Origin of the sequence: Amycolatopsis sp. YIM 10 (assembly GCF_009429145.1) — a bacterium.
Lineage (GTDB): Bacteria > Actinomycetota > Actinomycetes > Mycobacteriales > Pseudonocardiaceae > Amycolatopsis.
Genome location: NZ_CP045480.1, coordinates 4259877 through 4278342 on the forward strand (window position 1 = coordinate 4259877; position 18466 = coordinate 4278342).

Below are 18466 nucleotides of genomic sequence, written 5' to 3' on the forward strand. Positions count from 1 at the left end.
ATGAAAGGTCGGTCAATGAAGATTCGACGCGCGGCGCTCGCCGCCTGCCTGCTGAGCCTGGTGCTCACCGCCTGCGGGAGCGGGGAAAGCGGCGACTCGGGCCCGGTCAAGCTGACCTTCCAGTCCCTTTCGGACCAGCCGGGCGCGATCGAGCAGACGCGCAAGACCGTCGACGAGTGGAACCGGACCCATCCCGACGCGCAGGTCGAGATCGTGCCGGCCGGCTGGGACGGCGTCTACGACAAGCTGGTCACCCAGTTCAACGCGGGCAGCGCGCCGGACATCATCCACTACGAGGCCGCCGGCATCGTGCCGTTCGCGAAGGACGGCTACGTGGCCGACCTGACCCCGTACCTGCCCGAGGCCAAGCGCGCCGACGTGACCAAGGGCGTGCTCGACTCGGTGACCGTGGACGGGCAGGTGGTCGGCCTCCCGACCGAGGTCCAGTCCTATGTGGTCTTCGCGAACAAGGCGCTGCTGGCCAAGGCCGGGGTGAGCGTGCCGACCGGGGCGACGATGACCTGGGACCAGCTGCGCGAGATCGCCAGGGCGACCACGAAGGACGGCAACTTCGGCCTCGGCTGGGGCCTGTCCAGCCCGACGGCCTCGTTCGTGGCGATGGCGCCCGGTTTCGGCGGCAAGTACTTCGAGGGCACCGGCGACGCGATGAACGTCAGCATCGGCGAGGGCGAGATGGCACTGCCGAAGCTGGTCAACGCGATGGCCTACGAGGACAAGTCGATCATGCCGGTGACGCTGACGCAGTCGGGAACCAAGGCGCTCGCGCCGTTCTACGGCGGCCAGGTGGCGATGACCATCCAGGGCTCCTACCAGGCGGCGAACATCGCCAAGGACGCGCCGGCCGGTTTCGAGTGGACGGTGCTGCCGCCGCTGGCCGGTCCGGCGGGCCCGGCGCAGGCGAGCAGCGCGCAGACGCTGTCGGTCAACAAGGACTCCGCGCACGTCGAACAGGCCGCCGCCTTCATCGACTTCTTCACCAGCACGGAGAACCTGGCCGCGATCAACGAGGCCGACGGCCTGATCCCGCCGACCACGTCCGCGCGCGAGGCGCTCGCGGCGAAGGTGGGCACGAAGAACGGCTGGGACGTCATCCTGTCGTCCGGGCAGCACCTGACCTCGGCGCCGTACGTGTTCGCGGACAAGTACGCGCAGTGGAAGGACACCGTCGCGACCCCGGCGTACCAGCAGTTCCTGGCGCAGAAGGTCGACGCGAACGGGCTGGCCGCCCAGCTGCGTGACGGCTGGCAGAACATCACCCGGTAGTTCGGGGGTCCGGGGGTCGTCCCCCCGGGCAGACAGCGCAGTAAGGGAGCGGATTCGTTTGACCTGGCTGGAAGACCGGGCCGTCGCGGTGATCGCGGGCGCGGCCGTGGGCGACGCGCTCGGCGGGGCCACCGAAGGGTGGACCCCCGAGCAGATCGAAGAACGGCACGGTGGCCGCGTCACCGGCATCGTCGGGCCCTGGTACCCGGACTGGCGGGACGCGCGGCCGATCGCGCCCTACCACAAGGGTGACGGGCACATCACCGACGACACGCTGATGACGCGGGCGCTGGTCGAGGTGTACGCGAAGCGCCGCGACCACCTCGACGCCTACGCCATGGCCGAGGACCTGGTCCCGCTGATGATCGGCGAACCGCGGTGGGTGCCCGAGCTGGAGTCCACCGCGCTGCTGCTGCAACGCGTGTTCCTGGCGGAGAAGTGGATCGTCGCGAGGCTCCACTATGGACACGTGGACCCGCGCGAGGCCGGGGTGGGCAACGTGGTGAACTGCGGGGCGGCGATGTACGTCGCGCCGGTGGGCATCGCGAACGCGGGCGATCCGCGTGGTGCCTATGCCGAGGCGATCGACCTGACCGGCGCGCACCAGTCGAGCTACGGCCGGGAGGCGGCCGGTGTGGTGGCCGCGATGGTCGCCGCTTCGATCGCACCGGACGCCGGCATCGGTGATGTCGTCACCGCCGCGCTCGATGTGGCGCACGACGGTACGGCGGACGCGTTGCGGGCGGTCGTGGACACCTTCGGCACCTGGGAAAAGGCGCCGGGCACCGACGACGAAGAGCGCGCGCTGGCCCGGCTGGTGCGGGAAACTGTGGCGCCCTTCGATTCCGTGGGTCCGCGGTACCGTCAGATGTCGATGGACGCCCGCCGCCCGTCACGCACGAAGTCCATTGAGGAGCTTCCGGCGGCGCTGGCTTTCTTGCTGGCGCACCAAGGTGACTACCGGGGCGCGGTGCTGGCGTCGGTGAACTACGGCCGGGACGCCGACTCGATCGCCACCATGGCGGGCGCGATCTGCGCCGGGCTGGGCGGGACGGCGGCCGTCCCGGCGGAGTGGCTCGACGCGGTGAGCGAGGCCAGTCGCATGGACATCAGGGAAACCGGGATGCTGATGGCCTCGGCGGCGGCGGACATCCTCCGCGCGGACCGCGAACGGGCGCTCGCCAGGATCACCGCGCTGGACACGCTCGAGGCGCGGTCGTGAGGCTCACCTGGGCGCAGCCCGAGGACCTGCTGGCGCACGAGCTGGTCCAGTCGGCCGCCGAGGGCACCGACGTCACGGCGGTGCGTGCGCGCTGGACCGCCGCCGGAGGTGATCCCACCCCGGCGGTCAGCGGTGCCGGACCGCGGCCCGCGTCGCCGGAACTGCGGGCACTCGCGCGAACCCTGCTCGACGAACTGGGCCTGCGCAAGGCACCGGACGAATCTTGGGAAGCGCTCGCCGCGTCGCTGCCGCCCGCGCCGGAGCTGCCGTCCATCGTGGACGATCGGCTGCGCGGCGCGTGGACCGGCCGGGCGGCGGGCTGCCTGCTCGGCAAGCCGGTGGAGAAGATCCCGCGTGAGGGCATCGAGGAGATCCTCCGCGCGGCCGGGCGGTGGCCGCTGGACCGGTGGTTCACCGCGGCGGGCCTGCCGGAGGACGTGGCGGCGCGGTGGCCGTGGAACCGCCGCTCGGCGCCGACGTCGCTGGAGGAGAACATCGACGGCATGCCCGAGGACGACGACCTCAACTACCCGATCCTCGCGCTGACCCTGCTCGAACAGCGCGGCCGGGAGTTCACCACCGACGACGTCGCGCAGCTGTGGCTCGACCACCTCCCGGCGGGCCGGGTGTTCACCGCCGAGCGCGCCGCATACCGGAACGTGCTCGACGCGCGTCCCGTGCCGGAGACGGCGACGCACCACAACCCGTTCCGCGAGTGGATCGGCGCGCTGATCCGGGCGGACGTGTTCGGCTGGGTGTCCCCGGGTGACGTGCGGGAAGCCGCACGACTGGCCTGCACCGACGCCCGGTTGAGCCACACGCGCAACGGGGTGTACGGCGCGATGTGGGCGGCGGCCCTGTGCTCGGCGGCGATGGTGTGCGACACCGTCCACAATGTCCTGGATGCCGCCGAAACCGTTGTCCCGCCAGGCAGTGCGCTGGAGTACGCGGTCCGGTCCGGGCGCGAAGCGGCTGGTACCGGTGACGTGCGCGCCGGGCTGGACCGCCTGCACGCCGAATTCGGCGAGCTGCACTGGGTGCACGTGCTCAACAACGCGGCGGTCATCGCGTACGCGCTCGCCAAGGGCGACGGCGAATTCGGCCCCAGCGTGTCGATCGCGGTCACCGCCGGTTGGGACACCGACTCGGCGGCCGCCACGGTCGGCGGAGTGGTCGGCGCGGTGCACGGGGTGCCCGAGCAGTGGGCGCAGCCGCTCGACGGGCGGATCGCGACCTCGCTGCCCGGCGGGGAACAGCGCATCGCCGATCTGGCCGCCCGCACGAAGGCACTGGTGGCCCGATGAGCGGTGTGGTGGTGGTCGGCTCGGCGAACGCCGACCTCGTCGTGGAAGTACCGCACACGCCGGGCGCGGGGGAGACGGTGCTCGGCGGTGACCTGCGCCGGAGCCCCGGCGGCAAGGGCGCGAACCAGGCCGTGGCCGCGGCTCGGGCGGGCGGGGCGGAGACCACTTTTGTCGGCGCGCTGGGCCGGGACGATTCCGCGGACCTGCTGCTCGCGTCGCTGCGTGAGGCCGGGGTGCGCACCGATCTCGTCGAACGGGTGGAGGCGGCGACCGGAACCGCGCTGATCACGGTGAGTCCCAGCGGGGAGAACGCGATCGTGGTCGCCCCGGGAGCCAACTCGCGGCTTTCGCTCGGCTCCGCGCAGGCGGAACGCGTCGCCGCGGCGGACGTGGTGCTCGCGCAGCTGGAGATCCCGCTGGACGTGGTCCGCGCCGCCGCGGCCGCCCGGCGGCAGGGCGCGCTGATGGTGCTCAACGCGGCGCCCGCGCGGGACCTGCCCGACGACGTGTGGGCCGCGCTGGACCTGCTGATCGTCAACGAGCACGAGGCGGCCGACCTCGCGGGCACCCCGGAAGCCCTGCTGGACCGCGTGCCTGCCGTGGTCGTCACGCTCGGCGGCGAGGGGTGCCTGGTGGCCGAACGCGGCCGGGAGTCCTTGCGCATACCCGGAATCCAGGTCGAGTCCGTGGACACCACGGGAGCCGGTGACACGTTCTGCGGAGTGCTCGCCGCCGCACTGTCCCGGCGTTCCGAACTGGCCGGGGCCGCGCGGCTGGCCTGCACGGCTGCCGCGCTCTCGGTCACCCGCCGGGGCGCACAGGCCGCCGTCCCGACGGCCGCCGAGGTCGCCGCGGCCGGAGGGAAGGCATCGTGAGTTACACGTTCGACCCGCTGGTACCACGGCCGATCGACCGTCCGACCACTGTGGACGGACCGCTCGCCGACCTGGACGAGGCGAAGATCTTCAGCGGACCGGCGGACCCGGCCGACCGGCCGGCGTGGCGCGAGCGACTACGGCAGTGGCGGGAGGACGCACGCGCGCGCCACGAGTACTCGGGTGCGGCCTACGAACGTCCCGGCGCGGCGTGGGCGGCCCGTTGCTACACGGTCGCGCAGGTGTGGTTGTGGGATGAACTGCTCTACTCGTTCGGCGAAGGACGGTTCACGCCCGCGCGCTTCCTCGCCGACGCGCGGGAACGCTTCGGCGGCCTGGACGCGGTGGTGCTGTGGCACGCCTATCCGGTGATCGGCCTCGACGACCGCAACCAGTGGGACTTCTACCGCGAGGTCCCGGGGCTGACCGAACTGGTCGGCGCGCTGCACGTCGCCGGACTTCACGTGTTCGTCGACTACAACCCGTGGGACGTCGGCACGCGACGCGGTGACGACGACGTGACCGAGCTGGCGTCGCTCGTCGCCGCCCTCGGTGCCGACGGCGTTTTCCTCGACACGCTCAAAAAAGCCGAGCCCGAGTTCGTCGAGCGGCTGGAGCAGGCCAAGCCCGGCATCGTGCTGGAGGGCGAGTCGAAGCTGGCCGTCGAGCGCATCGAGGACCACGCCTGTTCGTGGGCGCAGTTCTTCGCGGACTCGCCGGTGCCCGGGGTGTTGCGGGCGCACTGGTACGAGCGGCGGCACATGCAGCACCACATCCGGCGCTGGCACCGCGACCACTCCGAGGAACTGCAGTCGGCGTGGCTCAACGGGGTCGGCGTGATGGTGTGGGAGGTGGTTTTCGGCGTGTGGGTCGGCTGGTCGGCCCGCGACGCCGCCACAGTTCGGCGGATGACCACCGTGCAGCGGGCGGTCGGCTCGTTGCTGCTCGACGGCGAGTGGACCCCGCTCGCGGAACTGGCGCCCGAGGCGGAGGCGGCCGGGATTTACGCGTCCCGCTGGGAACTCGACGGCGTGAGCTTGTGGACGGTCGTCAACCGGAGTGAGCAAGACTATTCCGGCCCGGTGGTGGAGTCGGCCCGTGAACTTGTACCGGGGCCGGTACCGGCTCGTGGAATCGGTGCACTGGTGCGGGTCGAGCCGGGCACACCGGAACCGTCGTGGTTGCCGGATCTGCTGGAGACGCTGCGTGGCCTGCCGCACGACCCCGATGCCCGGTTCCCGCACCGGCTGGCGGCTCGTGTCACTCCACAAAGGAGTACCGGAACCCCGGACCCGGACGCGGTGGTGGTGCCCGCCGGGCCCTACGTGCTCACCGTTCGGTATCGGGCCAGGGAAACCGGGATGTACCAGGGCGCGCCCTATGTGGACGAATGGAAGCCGCTGCCGCCCCGGCTGCACGACGCGCGGACTTTGCAGCGGGACGGCGTACTCGCCAACGACGTGGCCATCGCGGCGACCGAGGTGACCAACGCGGAGTTCGCCGCGTTCCTGGCGGCGACGGAGTACCGCCCCGTCCAGCCACGCCGATTCCTGGCGCACTGGAACGATGCCCGCCCTGACGAACCGGTCACCTATGTCGACCTCGACGATGCGCGGGCGTACTGCGCTTGGCGTGGTGGCAGGCTGCCGACCGAGGACGAATGGCAGCTCGCGGGGGAGTCACTGAAGTACACCTTGTGGAACTGGACCGAAAGCGAGCATTCGGACGGCCGCACGCGGTTCGTCATGCTCAAGGGCGGCAGCGACTACCGTGCGGAAGGCGCCGACTGGTACCTCGAAGGCGGGCGGCACGCACCGGACTACAGCGTGAAACTGCTGCTACCGGGACTGGGTCAGGCCCGCAGCGCGACCGTCGGCTTCCGCTGCGCCTGGGACACCTGAGGTCCCGAGCACCTCGACCAGCTTGGTCATGCTGTCCTCGCCGAACCCGGCGTTGACGCCCCGGCGGAACACGGCGCGAACGGCCTCCGGTAGCGAAGCGTCGACACCCGCGTCTTCGGCGGTCCGGACGACGTGGCCGACGCTGGCCGCGCCCATGGCCAGGCGTTCGGCGTCGCCGGGGTGGTCGGCGGCGTCGATCCGCGGGGAGTAGAAGGTGAGGAAGTCGGGCAGGCCCGCGAGCAGGGACGAGGCGTGGGGCAGGAAGTCCCCGGCGGAGATGCCGTGCGCACGGGCCATCGCCAGGGTGTGCAGCCAGCCGAGCGTCGTGGTCCAGAACAGGTCCATGGTCAGCTGGTAGTAGGCGGCGGCGAGGCCGGGATCCTCGCCACGATAGTCGGGCCGGGTGAGCACGGCCAGGGTTTCGCGGTGGGCGTCGAAGACCTCCTGGGGTCCACTGTAGAAGGTGTACGCCTCCGGCTGCCCGATCTGCGCGGGAGCGGCCTGGACTCCGCCGGTGAGGTGTGCCGCGCCGTGGCCCGCCGCCCATTCGGCTGCCGCGCGGGCCTTTTCCGGGGTGTCCGAGCTGAGATTGACCAGGACCCGGCCGGACAGGGCGTCGGCGACCGGGTCGAGGATCGCGTACATGGCGTCGTAGTCGGTCAGGCTGAGCACCACCAGTTCCGCGGCGGCCAGTGCTTCACGCACCGTCGAGGCACGGCGGGCGCCTTGGGCGGTCAGGGAATCCGCCTTGCTCGCGGTGCGGTTCCAGACGGTGACCCGGTAGCCCGCGCCGAGAAAGGTCCGCGCCATCGCCTGTCCCATCGGGCCGAGGCCGAGCACGGTGACGTTCTTGATCATGGCGCCATCATGCGGCCGGACTCCGGCGATGCGGAAGTACCGACATTTTTGTCGGTGTCAGTCGCGCCGCGGCAGCAGGAGCAGGGTGGCACCGGCGAGAATGGTGACGGCCAGGCCGCTCAGCTGGACGGCGCTCGCGGCCAGGTCGAGGCGCGGGTTGCTCAGCACACCGTCGATGAACACCCCGGACATCAGCACGCCGAGCAGGACCATCGAGCGGCCGGGCACCAGCGCGACCAGCACCGGCAGGGTGAAGAACAGGATCGGGCCGGGGCCGCCGATGCCCAGTGCGGTGGCCAGGCCCAGGCCGACGGTGACCATCGCCAGGATCATCAGCACCAGCGCGGCCAGACGCGTGCCGGTGGTTTTCCACGGTGGCACCAGCGGTCCGGTCCGATCGCGCAGGGCCACGCCGATCGATGCCAGTGCCGCGAGTGTGGAGACCGCCAGCCCGGCCAGCACCAGCAGACCTCCGGCGACGCGCAGCCCGTCGCCGGAATCCAGGCCGGACATGGTGCTGCCGCTGAGGAAACCACCGATGAGCACCCAGGCCGACAACGCGATCGCGGCCAGCGGGGCGAACGGGGAGCGGCGGTCCAGCCAGAGAATGGCGACCGCGCCGAGCGGGTAGGCGATCCCGGACAGCGGGCCACCGGCCTGCCACTGCAGCACCACGCCGAGCGCGGCGAGCAGCTGACCGGCGCCGGTCAGCCGCAGGGAGATGCCAATCGTGCCGGCGGGCAAGGTTTTTTGCGACATGGGTGCCAGGGTGGCCGGATTTCGGCGGTTCGGCGTCGGTCGTCCGGCGTGGTTGTCGCTTACGTCCGCTGACGTAACCGGAGTGCTGGGGTACCGCTGTCGGTGTATGGGCGGGGTTCCGCACCCCGGTTTTTAGTGTGTTTTTGGCTTAGGACCGGGGATGGGGGAGGGCTGGGTGGGTGGGTGGTTCTGTTTTTGTTGCCGGGTGGCGGGTGGCGTGGCACTGCTTCATTGCTGTTCCAGCGGTAGCGTGGCGACGATTTCGTAGGAACGGCAGCGGTCCGTGTGGTGGTGGACCGGGGTGGTCACCATGAGTTCGCCCGTGCCGGTTTCGGTGAGGATCTGGCGCAGCAGCGCGGTCACCGTTTCCGGGCCGCCGGTGAGTACGCGGGCCGAGCGGGTGGCGATGGTGGCGCGGTCCTCGTCGGTGTAGGGGTAGGTGGCCGCTTCCTCGGGGCTCGGGAGCTGAATGCGTTTTCCGCGCAATCGGCTGAGCACCTTCAACCGCGTCGGGCCGGCGAGCCACTCGGCGCGGTCGTCGGTTTCGGCGGCGATCACCGAAACGCTGACCAAGGTCCTCGGAGTGGAGGCGTATTCCGATGGGCGGAAGCTGTCGCGGTAGGCGCGCATCGCCCCTCCGGCTTCACCGGGGTTGAGGTGGTGCGCGAACGCGTAGGACAACCCGAGCGTGCCCGCCAGTTCGGCACTGGCGGCCGAGGAACCGAGCAGCCACAGGTCCGGCACGTTCCCGCCGAGCACGGGAATCGCCTTGACCGGCGCGTCTTCCTCGGGATGGAGAAAGGAGCGCAGCTCGTCGAGTTGCTGCTCGAAGGGCTTCGCCGTCCGCTCGCGTTCGGGCCGCACCACCGCCACCGCGTGCGGCGCGCCGCCGGGTGCCCGGCCGATGCCGAGATCGATCCGCCCCGGGTGGAGCGCGGCCAGCGTGCCGAACTGCTCGGCCACCACGATCGGGGCGTGGTTGGGCAGCAGCACCCCGCCCGCGCCGACACGCAGCCGCCGCGTGGCGTTCGCGAGGTGGCCGACGAGCACCGCGGGAGCGGAACTGGCCACCCCGCGCATCCCGTGGTGCTCGGGCACCCAGTAGCGGTGGTAACCCAGCGCGTCGGTCAGCTTCGCGAGATCGACGGTGTCACGCAGCGCCCGCCCCGGCGTCGACCCCCGCACGATCGGCGAGGTGTCCAGCACCGACAAGCGCAAGCCGTCCATCGCCGCCCTTCCGAGAACGTTTCGCGGCGGTCACCCGACTTACCGGACATGGACACCGCACCCGACGCCCCGCCCATCCTGCCCGAAGCGGCCGGCCCGCCGGCGGAGGCGCTACCGCCCAAACGCGGGTCCGCGGGTGCCGGTCTCACCATCGCGCTGGTGAGCGGGCCGGTGTACCGCCACCCCTGGTTCGAGGACGCGGTGGACGCCGCGGTCGACGACGCGCTGACCTCGTGGGGGACGATGGCCGCGGGCCTGGTTCTGCAGCGCGCTCCCGCGGCACGGGTGCTCAACTGCTCGATGTCCGATCAGGACACCATCACCGACGGCCAGATGCTGGCTTCGCTGGCGAAAGCCCGCGCGGCGAACGCCGATCTGATCGTCATCGGTTTCGGCGGGGAACCCGCCGACGCACCGTCGCTGACCTTCACCAAGGTGGTGGGGACGATCGAGGGACTGGTGCTGGCCGCGGCGGGCAGCAACGGCACGGCCGACCGCCCGGACCACCCGGCGAACGTGCCGGGCGTGGTGGCGGTGGGCGGGTTGGTGCACGACCGGGAGGAGGGCTGGAAGCGCAGCCCGTTCAGTTCACCGGGTGAGATCTACGCCCCCTGCGTCGACCTGCTCACCACCACCGTCGGCGAGAACGGCCCCGGGTTCGCCCGGCTGGGCGGCACCATGATGGCCACCGCGCTGGTCGCCGGGGAGATCGCGGCGACCATGACCAGGCTGCGGGTCTCCGCGGGGGAGGCGCTCGAACGGCTCAAGCGGCTGCCGCCGGAAGTCTTTCTCGAGGCCCACGAAGGCAACGCGGCGGGTCCTCCGCCGATCTCGGCCGAGCCCGTGGCGCTGGCCGGGCCGACGGCCGGGGTCAACGACTACTGGACCACCACCGACCGGCTGGGCTACCAGCTGCACGCCGACGCGCTGGCCTCGCTCATTCTCGACGAGGGCACCAAGCCACCGCTCACCGTCGCGGTGAAGGGGGAGTGGGGCACCGGGAAGACCTCGTTGCTGCGGATGACGCAGGCACGGATCGACCCGCTGCTCGACTCCGGCGAACGCCGGGCGATCCGGCTGACCCGCACCAGCCACGGCAAGCTCGACCGGGTCAGTTCCGGTGCCCCGCGGCTGGCCACGGTGTTCAAGCTGCTGCGGCGCGCGGAGGTCCGGGAGGTGGTGCGGGACAAGCCTTCCTCGTTCGGTACCCGGTTGCGCACCACCGAGCTGCGCGCGGAGTCGACCGGCCGGTGGCGGCCGACGGTCTGGTTCAACCCGTGGATGTACCAGACCGGGGAACAGGTCTGGGCCGGGCTCGCGCACGAGATCATCAACCAGGTCACCCAGCGCCTGCCGCTGATCGACCGCGAGCGCTTCTGGCTCGCGCTGAACCTGAGCAGGCTCGATCGGGTCGCCGTGCGCGGGCGGGTCCTGCGCACCGTGCTGGCCCGGCTGCTCCCGGCGCTGGCCACCTCGGTGCTGGCGTTGGTGGCGGGCGGTGTCCTGCTCGCCTCCGGCAACGCGGGCTGGGGCGCGGGCGTGGCCTCGGCCGGTGTGCTCGGGGTCGTCTTCCGGACGGTGCGATTGCTGTGGTCCCGCACCGATGCGGTGCTGCCCGGCCTGGTGACCCCGCCCGGTTTCGCCGGGGTGGTCACCGGGATCGCCGGTGGGATCGCGGACAGCGTCGACGATCCGCGGTACCGGTCCCGGGCCGGATTCCTCCACATGGTGCACAACGACGTCGCGGCCGTGCTGGACCTGGTCGCCACCAGGGACCGTCCGCTGGTGGTCTTCGTCGACGACCTGGACCGCTGCACATCGGGCGCGGTCATCCAGCTGGTCGAGGCGCTGAACCTGTTCCTGGCCGGTCAGTTCCCGAACTGCGTGTTCGTGGTGGCGATGGAACCGGAGGTGGTGGCGGCGCGGCTGGACGCCGCCTACGAGCCGTCCGGTTCCGGGCACAGCACGGGATGGCGGTTCCTGGACAAGCTCGTGCAACTGGAGTTCAGCCTGCCCGCGCCGGACGCGGCCGCCATGCAGGGCTACATCAGCACGACGCTGACCGGTTCGGAAGCGGGCGAGCCCACCGGGCCGGGGTCGGTGAGCGAGGAGGCCGTCCGGGCGGCGCAGCGGGTGCTCGGCTCGATGGGTTCGGTGCACGACGTGGCCGACCGCGCGCGTGCGATCGAAGGGCCGGGTACGGACGAACGCTCCCCGGTGCTGTGGGAGGCCGCCAAACGGGAGACGCTGCGGCGGCTGACCGGCGACGATCCCGAGGTCCGCGCCATTCTCGCGACGATCAGCGCCCACCTCGGCCGCAATCCCCGGGAGATCAAGCGCGTGATCAACCTGATCCGCTTCCACTCGGTGATCAATCTGGGCGCGGCGCAGCGCGGCGGGCACACGCCGTTGTCGATCTACCAGCTCACCAAGCTGGCGCTGATCGCCGTCCGCTGGCCGCACCTGCGTTCGGTGCTCGCCGGTCAGGCCGGGCGGCCGGGCACGATCGTGCTCACCGCGGCGGAGGACACCCTGCGCGGCGCGCAGGGCGGATCGATCCGCGACCGGCTGGTCGGCCAGGGCGTGGACGCGGCGTCGGCGGCGGTGCTCGGCGCGAACGCGGACCTGCTCCGCCTGCTCGCCGACAATCCGCCGATCGGGCCGGGAGCGGTCCGGCACCTCTGACCGCCCGTGGTCAGGACACGGTGATGGCCGGGCTGAACACCGGGTTCTGCGGCACCGTCGGGTGGAGGTAACACGACATCGTCACCGCGTGCCACTGGCCGGTGGTCGGCCGGTGGAACTCGCCGGCGACGAGCACCGTCGAGGACGAGACCGTCGCGGTGCCGGGCGCCCCGGCGGTCACGGCGGGCACGGTCGAGGTCGCCGACTGGCCGAACGGGATGACCATCGGGCCACCGGCCGGGAAGAGCGTTTCCGGCACGGTCAGGTTGTTGGCCGCCGGCGGGGAAAGCGTGGCGCCGGTGGTGGTGAGGTAGAGGTGCGCGCTGCCGCGGATGCCGTCCCAGCCCGCGGCGGCGAACTGCTCGTGCGTTTCCGGCGTGAAGGTGATCGAGCCGCCCACCCCGGTGGGCGTGAACGTGGTGCCGGACGGCACCGAATCCGGCGCGTCGAACCGAGCTTCGACGGTGCCCGGTTGCGGCGGCAGGCTGGGCAGCGAGCAGCGGTAGACCACCGGTGCGGCCGTGCCCGTGCGGTAGGTGATCGTGGCGGCGAAGGCCGTCCCGGCGGTGCCCAGCACGGCCACCGCGAAAACGGCGGCGGTGGTGGCAATTCGAGAGAACATCGCGACTCCCCGGTCTCGGTTGCCCGGAAGCTACTGGGCGCCCGGGGCCGGTGGAAAGACGCGGGGGTGATCTTGTCGAAGAGCGGTAAAAACCGCTCGCCACGGTGTACCGGAGTGACAACTATCGGCTTCGGCGAGCGAGAGGTGGCCCGGACGCTATAGTGAACGCCCTATCGCGGAACGTACGTTTTACCGAACGGAAGGCCGGGCCGTGGAGACCTCCGACCCGTCGGTGCGGGACCTGCTGGCGGCGAACATCAAGCGCGCCAGGGCGGACCGCGGGCTGTCGCTGTCCGAGCTGTCCCGCCGCTCGTCGATCGGCAAGGCCACGTTGTCCCAGCTCGAGTCCGGCGCGGGCAATCCGACCATCGAGACGGTGTTCAGCCTCTCGCGGGCGCTGGAGCTGCCCATATCCGACCTGCTCGAGAGCGGTCACCACGGCGACATGACCGTGGTGCGCGGCGACGAGCAGGAAGTGCTCGCCGGCGAGGCCGTGGAATTGCGGATGCTGCGCCGGATCGAAGCCGACGGGCTCATCTTCGAGGTCTACGACCAGCGCGTGCGGGGATCGGCCGGCCAGCGCTCGCTCGGCCACGTCGGCACCGAGCACACCATCGTGCAGGCGGGCAGGCTCCGCGTCGAGGTCGGCGGCAGCACCGCCGAACTCGGCCCGAGCGATTCGGTCGCCTTCGACGCCTCGCTCCCGCACAGCTACCAGGCGATCGGCGGTGAGGTGCGCTCGGTGCTGCTGCTCCAGTACCGGGGCGGCAGCAGTCCGCACGCCTGACTGGCAGGTGTGTTGACAGTCGCCCCGCGCCCGGCCTAGCGTTCGGTTCAACGAACGGCGGAGGTTCGATGTACGGAACGCGAGTGGTGGTGATCGGCGCCGGGATCGTGGGGGCCGCCTGCGCTCGCGAACTGTGCGCCGAAGGGTTCCAGGTGACCGTGGTGGACCGCGGCCGTCCCGGTGGCGCGACCACCGCGCACGGGGAAGGCAACGTCCTGGTCTCCGACAAGGGACCCGGGGCCGAACTCGAACTTGCCCGGCTCTCACGCCGCCTCTGGCCCGAAGTGCTCGCTGAACTGCCCGCCGCGGAGGGCGTCGAATGGGACGCCAAGGGCGGGATCGTCGTGGCCACCACGGAATCCGGGGCCCGCGCGCTCACCGAGTTCGCCGAGGGCCAGCGCGCCGCCGGAATCGTCGCCGAGCCGATGGACGCCGCCGCGCTGGGCGACGCCGAACCGCACCTGACCCGGGACGTGACCGCCGCGATCCACTACCCGGAGGACGCGCAGGTGCAACCGGTCGCCGCGGCGACCGCGCTGCTCGCCGCCGCCGGGGTCACCCTGTACACGCGCTGCGAGGTGACCGGCGCGCTCACCGATTCCGGCCGCCTGACCGGGATCCGCACCACCGGCGGTGATCTGCCCGCCGACCTGGTGGTGAACGCGGCCGGTCCGTGGGCGGGAGAGCTGTCGGCGGTGCTCGGCGTGCCGATCGACGTGCGGCCGCGCCGGGGCGAGGTGCTGGTGACCACGCCGATGCCGCCGACGGTGTTCCACAAGGTCTACGACGCGGACTACGTCGGCGCGGTCGGCAGCGGCTCGGCCGAACTGCAGACCTCCGCGGTGGTCGAGTCGACGAAGGCGGGCACCATCCTGCTCGGTTCCTCCCGCCGTCAGGCCGGGTTCGACGACCGCTTGCACCTCGGGGCGCTGTCGGCGATCGCGGCCAAGGCGCTGCGGTTGTTCCCCGGTCTCGCGGGCGTGTCGGTGATGCGCGCCTACGGTGGTTTCCGGCCCTACGTCCCGGACCATCTGCCGGTGCTCGGCGCCGACCCGCGCCTGCCGGGGCTGTGGCACGCGAGCGGGCACGAAGGCGCCGGGATCGGGCTGTCCGTCGGCACCGGCCGGGTGCTGCGGGACCTGATCACCGGGCGGCGCCCGGAAATCGACGCCGGACCGTTCCGGGTGGACCGCCCGGCGGTGCTGGGAGGTGCTCGATGAGCCCGCGGCTGGTGCCCGGCGGGACGGACCGGGTGCGACGGCGGGACCGGCCGATCCGGCTGACCGTCGACGGCGAGCCGGTGTCCGGTGTGGACGGTCAGACGATCGCGGGGGTGTTGCTGGCGGCGGGAAGAACCGCCTGGCGCACCGATCCGGCGGGTGAGCCGCGCGGGGTGTTCTGCGGTATCGGTGCCTGCTTCGACTGCGTGGTCACCGTCGGTGCCGAACGCGACGTGCGAGCCTGCCGCCGCCGGGCGCGCGACGGTGACGAGGTGCGCACCCAGGCACGGGCGGAGGACCGATGACCCGCGTGGTGATCGTCGGGGCGGGACCTGCCGGGCTGGCGGCGGCCGACGCGGCGTTGCGTGCCGGGGCCGGGGTGAGCCTGCTCGACGCCGCGGAACAGCCGGGCGGCCAGTACCACCGGATGCTGCCCGCCGCGTTCCGGGCCGAGTTACCCGACAAAATCCAGCACGGCCGGCGGGCCTTCGACCGGCGCCGCCGTCGCGTGCTCGACCACCCGCGCTGCACGTGGCTGCCGGAAACCTCGGTGTGGTCACTGGAACTCCGCGACGGCGAGCCGCCGCTGGTGCACGCGCTGCGCGGGGTCGCCGACGGCGCCGACCGCGAGAGCGTCACCCTCGTGCCGGACGCGCTCGTGCTGGCCACCGGCGCACACGATCGGGTGCTGCCGTTCCCCGGCTGGACGCTGCCCGGGGTGTTCACCGCCGGGGCGGCGCAGGCGCTGGCGAAGGGCGAGCGGCTGGCCGTCGGCGAGAACGTCGTGGTGTCCGGCACCGGCCCGTTCCTGCTCCCGGTGGCGGCGTCACTGTCGCAAGTGGACGCACGGGTGCTGGCGGTGTTCGAGGCCAACCAGCCGCGAACGGTCCTGCGCGGCTGGACCCGCGACGCCGGGGAACTGGTGCCACACCTGAAGAAGGCCGGGGAACTCGCGGGGTACGCGGCCGGTCAGCTGCGGCAGCGCGTGCCCTACCGGATGGGCCGCGCGGTGGTCGAAGCCCGCGGTGACGGCCGGGTCGAAGAGGTGGTGGTGGCCCGGTTGCGGGCCGACTGGTCGATCATCCCCGGCACCGGGCGCACGCTCGCCGCGGACGCGGTGTGCGTCGGCCACGGGTTCACCGCGCAGCTCGAACTGCCCGTGGCCGCCGGGTGCGACCTCGCCGGTGACGCCGTCCTGGTGGACGCGGGCCAGCGCACCAGCCGTCCCGGGGTGTTCGCCGCCGGGGAGATCACCGGGATCGCCGGTGCACCGTCCGCTGTGGACAGTGGAACGGTGGCGGGCTGGCTGGCCGCCGGGGGCGACCCCGCCCGGATCACCGGGGCGCTGCGCCGCCGGGACCGCGGCCGCGCCTTCGGGCGGCGGCTGGCCCGAGCGCACCCGATCGGCGGCGGCTGGACTGGCTGGCTGCGCCCGGACACGGTCATCTGCCGCTGCGAAGCCGTCGACCACGCCTGCCTGAACCGGGCACTGGCCGCGCCGGTCACCGCCGGGGCGCGCTCGGTGAAGCTGGCCACCCGTGCCGGACTCGGTCCCTGCCAGGGCCGGATCTGCGGGCCCGCCGTCGCCGAACTGAGCGCCGCGGCCGGTGCCGAAGTGGCCAGGCCGCACCACCGGCCGATCGCGCAGCCCATCCGGCTGGGCGAGCTGGCGAACCTGCGAACAGAGGAGAACCCTTGAGTACCAAGGCTGACCTGGGTGGCGTCGTCGTGGCGACCGCGCTGCCGTACCGGGAAGACGGACAAGCACCAGCCGGGCTCGCGGTGGACTACGACCGGTACGCCGAGCACTGCCGCTGGCTGATCGACAACGGCTGCCGCGGCATCGGGCCCAACGGCTCGCTCGGTGAGTACTCCTCGCTCACCGACGAAGAACGCCGCCGCGTGGCGCGCACCGCGATCGAGGCAGTCGGCGATGACGGGATCGTCGTGGTCGGCGTGCACGGTGTCGGCTCGCACCAGGCGAAGCACTGGGCCGAACTCGCCGCCGAGGACGGCGCGCACGGGGTGCTCTGCCTGCCGCCGACGATGTACCGCGCCAACCGCGGCGAGGTGCTGGCGCACTTCGAGGCGGTGGCCTCGGCGGGACTGCCGGTGATGGTCTACAACAACCCGCACGACACCAAGGTCGACCTGACCCCGGACCTGCTCGGCGAGATCGCGCGGATCGAGAACGTGGTGGCGGTCAAGGAGTTCTCCGGTGACGTGCGGCGGGTGCTGGAGATCAAGGAGCACGCGCCGGACCTGGCGGTGATCAGCGGGGCCGACGACGTGGTGCTGGAAATGCTGCTGATGGGCTCCACCGGCTGGTTCGCCGGATTCCCGAACGTGTTCCCCGCCGAATCGGTCGAGCTGTACGACCTGGCCACCCGTGGCGAACTGGCGCGGGCCCGCGAACTGTACGAGCCGCTGGTGGCAGCCTTCCGCTGGGACTCGCGCACGGAATTCGTCCAGGCGATCAAGCTGGGCATGGATCTTGTCGGCCGGTACGGCGGCCCGTGCCGCCCACCGCGCGGGCCGCTGATCCCGGCACACGACGAACAGGTGCGGGCGGACATGGCGCGGGCGATCGACGCGCTGGCGGGGCGGTCCTGATGCGCTCGATCCGGACGCTGAGCGCGGTCGACTCGCACACCGAGGGCATGCCGACCAGGGTGATCACCGGGGGAGTGGCGCCGATCCCCGGCGACACCATCGCCGCGCGCCGCCGCCACTTCATCGACCACCTCGACGACCTCCGGCGGTTCCTGGTCGACGAACCACGCGGGCACCCGGCGATGAGCGGGGCGATCCTGCAGCCGCCGACCCGGCCCGACGCCGACTGGGGCGTGCTCTACGTCGAAGTCAGCGGGGTGCTGCCGATGTGCGGGCACGGCACCATCGGGGTGGCCACGGTGCTGGTGGAGACCGGCATGGTGCCGGTGACCGAGCCGGAGACGGTGGTCCGCCTGGACACCCCGGCCGGGCTGGTGCAGGCCAGGGTCCAGGTGCGCGACGGGGTGGCCGAGCGGGTGACCCTGCGCAACGTCGACGCCTTCGCCGTCGAACTCGGTGCCACCGTGGACGTGCCGGGCCTCGGCGAGGTCCGCTACGACATGGCCTACGGCGGCAACTTCTACGCCATCGTGGACCTGGAGAGCATCGGCCTGCCGTTCGACCGGGCACGCAAGAACGACATCCTGGACGCCGGGCTGCGCATCATGGCGGCGGTGAACGAGCGCAACCGCCCCCGGCACCCGGTCGACGAGCACATCGGCGGCTGCAAGCACGTGCAGTTCCTCGCGCCCGGCTCGGACGCGAAGCACTCCCGCAACGCGATGGCCATCCACCCCGGCTGGTTCGACCGGTCGCCGTGCGGCACCGGCACCTCGGCCAGGATGGCGCAGCTGCACGCACGCGGGGAACTGCCGCTGCACACCGAGTTCGTCAACGAATCCTTCATCGGGACCCGGTTCACCGGGCAGTTGCTCGGCACCACCGAGGTCGGTGGCCTGCCCGCCGTCGTGCCCGAGTTCTCCGGCCGTGCCTGGATCACCGGCACGGCGAACTACCTGCTCGACCCGCGCGACCCGTTCCCCACCGGATTCGTGCTCTGAATGATCAGGGTTTGGGCGTGGTGCCCGTGGTCGTTGCCATCACTGGAGATCCCCCTTCCGGCTGCCTCGGTTCCCCGTCAAGGCAAGCGGGATCCCGGGGCGCCGGGC

At 72.0% G+C, this 18466-nt stretch carries 16 protein-coding genes; 12 read left to right on the forward strand and 4 right to left on the reverse strand.

What is annotated here, in order from left to right:
• Positions 1-15: 15 nt before the first annotated feature.
• The 5 genes from YIM_RS20545 to YIM_RS20565 are packed head-to-tail and all read left to right on the forward strand — an operon-like array spanning position 16 to position 6586.
• Positions 16-1284: an ABC transporter substrate-binding protein gene (locus YIM_RS20545; protein ID WP_153031893.1), complete on the forward strand. Its 1269-nt coding sequence runs from the start codon at positions 16-18 to the stop codon at positions 1282-1284.
• 58 nt (positions 1285-1342) lie between these two features.
• On the forward strand, positions 1343-2506 hold the full coding sequence (locus YIM_RS20550) for an ADP-ribosylglycohydrolase family protein (RefSeq protein ID WP_153031894.1): 1164 nt from the start codon (positions 1343-1345) through the stop codon (positions 2504-2506).
• Complete coding sequence (locus YIM_RS20555; protein WP_153031895.1) at positions 2503-3810, forward strand: ADP-ribosylglycohydrolase family protein; 1308 nt, start codon at positions 2503-2505, stop codon at positions 3808-3810. Before YIM_RS20550 ends, YIM_RS20555 begins: the two co-directional genes overlap by 4 nt.
• Positions 3807-4685 (forward strand): ribokinase, encoded by an 879-nt coding sequence (locus YIM_RS20560; RefSeq protein WP_153031896.1) that lies wholly within the window; start codon positions 3807-3809, stop codon positions 4683-4685. Before YIM_RS20555 ends, YIM_RS20560 begins: the two co-directional genes overlap by 4 nt.
• Positions 4682-6586 (forward strand): SUMF1/EgtB/PvdO family nonheme iron enzyme, encoded by a 1905-nt coding sequence (locus YIM_RS20565; protein WP_153031897.1) that lies wholly within the window; start codon positions 4682-4684, stop codon positions 6584-6586. The genes YIM_RS20560 and YIM_RS20565 overlap by 4 nt, the downstream gene beginning before the upstream one ends.
• Here the strand turns inward: YIM_RS20565 and YIM_RS20570 are convergent.
• The 3 genes from YIM_RS20570 to YIM_RS20580 form a co-directional block, all read right to left on the reverse strand.
• On the reverse strand, positions 6524-7444 hold the full coding sequence (locus YIM_RS20570; RefSeq protein ID WP_153031898.1) for an NAD(P)-dependent oxidoreductase: 921 nt from the start codon (positions 7442-7444) through the stop codon (positions 6524-6526). The genes YIM_RS20565 and YIM_RS20570 overlap by 63 nt on opposite strands.
• Positions 7445-7501: 57 nt before the next feature.
• A complete protein-coding gene (locus YIM_RS20575; protein WP_153031899.1) occupies positions 7502-8203 on the reverse strand; it encodes a hypothetical protein in 702 nt (233 codons plus the stop codon).
• Between the two features lie 228 nt (positions 8204-8431).
• Entirely contained in the window at positions 8432-9430 is a 999-nt protein-coding gene (locus YIM_RS20580; protein WP_153031900.1) for an LLM class flavin-dependent oxidoreductase, read from the reverse strand.
• A gap of 48 nt (positions 9431-9478) precedes the next feature.
• Here YIM_RS20580 and YIM_RS20585 point away from each other — a divergent pair, with 48 nt between their 5' ends.
• Positions 9479-12115 carry a P-loop NTPase fold protein gene (locus YIM_RS20585; protein ID WP_153031901.1) on the forward strand — a complete coding sequence of 879 codons (2637 nt, stop codon included), beginning with the start codon at positions 9479-9481 and terminating at the stop codon, positions 12113-12115.
• 10 nt (positions 12116-12125) lie between these two features.
• Here the strand turns inward: YIM_RS20585 and YIM_RS20590 are convergent, their stop codons facing one another.
• The gene (locus YIM_RS20590) at positions 12126-12737 is read right to left on the reverse strand and encodes a DUF6801 domain-containing protein (protein WP_153031902.1); all 612 of its coding nucleotides are present in this window, start codon (positions 12735-12737) and stop codon (positions 12126-12128) included.
• A gap of 211 nt (positions 12738-12948) precedes the next feature.
• Here YIM_RS20590 and YIM_RS20595 point away from each other — a divergent pair, with 211 nt between their 5' ends.
• The 6 genes from YIM_RS20595 (at position 12949) to YIM_RS20620 (ending at position 18358) form a co-directional block, all read left to right on the forward strand.
• The gene (locus YIM_RS20595; protein ID WP_153031903.1) at positions 12949-13524 is read left to right on the forward strand and encodes a helix-turn-helix domain-containing protein; all 576 of its coding nucleotides are present in this window, start codon (positions 12949-12951) and stop codon (positions 13522-13524) included.
• Positions 13525-13592: 68 nt separating this feature from the next.
• Positions 13593-14744, forward strand: coding sequence for an FAD-binding oxidoreductase (locus YIM_RS20600; RefSeq protein WP_153031904.1), 1152 nt, complete (start codon positions 13593-13595; stop codon positions 14742-14744).
• Positions 14741-15049, forward strand: a complete 309-nt coding sequence (locus tag YIM_RS20605) for a (2Fe-2S)-binding protein (RefSeq protein WP_153031905.1) — start codon at positions 14741-14743, stop codon at positions 15047-15049. Before YIM_RS20600 ends, YIM_RS20605 begins: the two co-directional genes overlap by 4 nt.
• Positions 15046-16443 carry an NAD(P)/FAD-dependent oxidoreductase gene (locus tag YIM_RS20610; protein ID WP_153031906.1) on the forward strand — a complete coding sequence of 466 codons (1398 nt, stop codon included), beginning with the start codon at positions 15046-15048 and terminating at the stop codon, positions 16441-16443. The genes YIM_RS20605 and YIM_RS20610 overlap by 4 nt, the downstream gene beginning before the upstream one ends.
• On the forward strand, positions 16440-17357 hold the full coding sequence (locus YIM_RS20615) for a dihydrodipicolinate synthase family protein (RefSeq protein ID WP_153031907.1): 918 nt from the start codon (positions 16440-16442) through the stop codon (positions 17355-17357). Before YIM_RS20610 ends, YIM_RS20615 begins: the two co-directional genes overlap by 4 nt.
• A complete protein-coding gene (locus YIM_RS20620; RefSeq protein ID WP_153031908.1) occupies positions 17357-18358 on the forward strand; it encodes a proline racemase family protein in 1002 nt (333 codons plus the stop codon). The genes YIM_RS20615 and YIM_RS20620 overlap by 1 nt, the downstream gene beginning before the upstream one ends.
• The last annotated feature ends 108 nt before the right edge of the window (positions 18359-18466 follow it).

Coding starts and splice junctions, on each gene's coding strand:
- YIM_RS20545 (WP_153031893.1), top strand. CDS start 16: ATGAAGATTCGACGCGCGGCGCTCGCCGCCTGCCTGCTGAGCCTGGTG.
- YIM_RS20610 (WP_153031906.1), top strand. CDS start 15,046: ATGACCCGCGTGGTGATCGTCGGGGCGGGACCTGCCGGGCTGGCGGCG.
- YIM_RS20580 (WP_153031900.1), bottom strand. CDS start 9,430: ATGGACGGCTTGCGCTTGTCGGTGCTGGACACCTCGCCGATCGTGCGG.
- YIM_RS20570 (WP_153031898.1), bottom strand. CDS start 7,444: ATGATCAAGAACGTCACCGTGCTCGGCCTCGGCCCGATGGGACAGGCG.
- YIM_RS20590 (WP_153031902.1), bottom strand. CDS start 12,737: ATGTTCTCTCGAATTGCCACCACCGCCGCCGTTTTCGCGGTGGCCGTG.
- YIM_RS20560 (WP_153031896.1), top strand. CDS start 3,807: ATGAGCGGTGTGGTGGTGGTCGGCTCGGCGAACGCCGACCTCGTCGTG.
- YIM_RS20585 (WP_153031901.1), top strand. CDS start 9,479: ATGGACACCGCACCCGACGCCCCGCCCATCCTGCCCGAAGCGGCCGGC.
- YIM_RS20575 (WP_153031899.1), bottom strand. CDS start 8,203: ATGTCGCAAAAAACCTTGCCCGCCGGCACGATTGGCATCTCCCTGCGG.
- YIM_RS20600 (WP_153031904.1), top strand. CDS start 13,593: ATGTACGGAACGCGAGTGGTGGTGATCGGCGCCGGGATCGTGGGGGCC.
- YIM_RS20620 (WP_153031908.1), top strand. CDS start 17,357: ATGCGCTCGATCCGGACGCTGAGCGCGGTCGACTCGCACACCGAGGGC.
- YIM_RS20605 (WP_153031905.1), top strand. CDS start 14,741: ATGAGCCCGCGGCTGGTGCCCGGCGGGACGGACCGGGTGCGACGGCGG.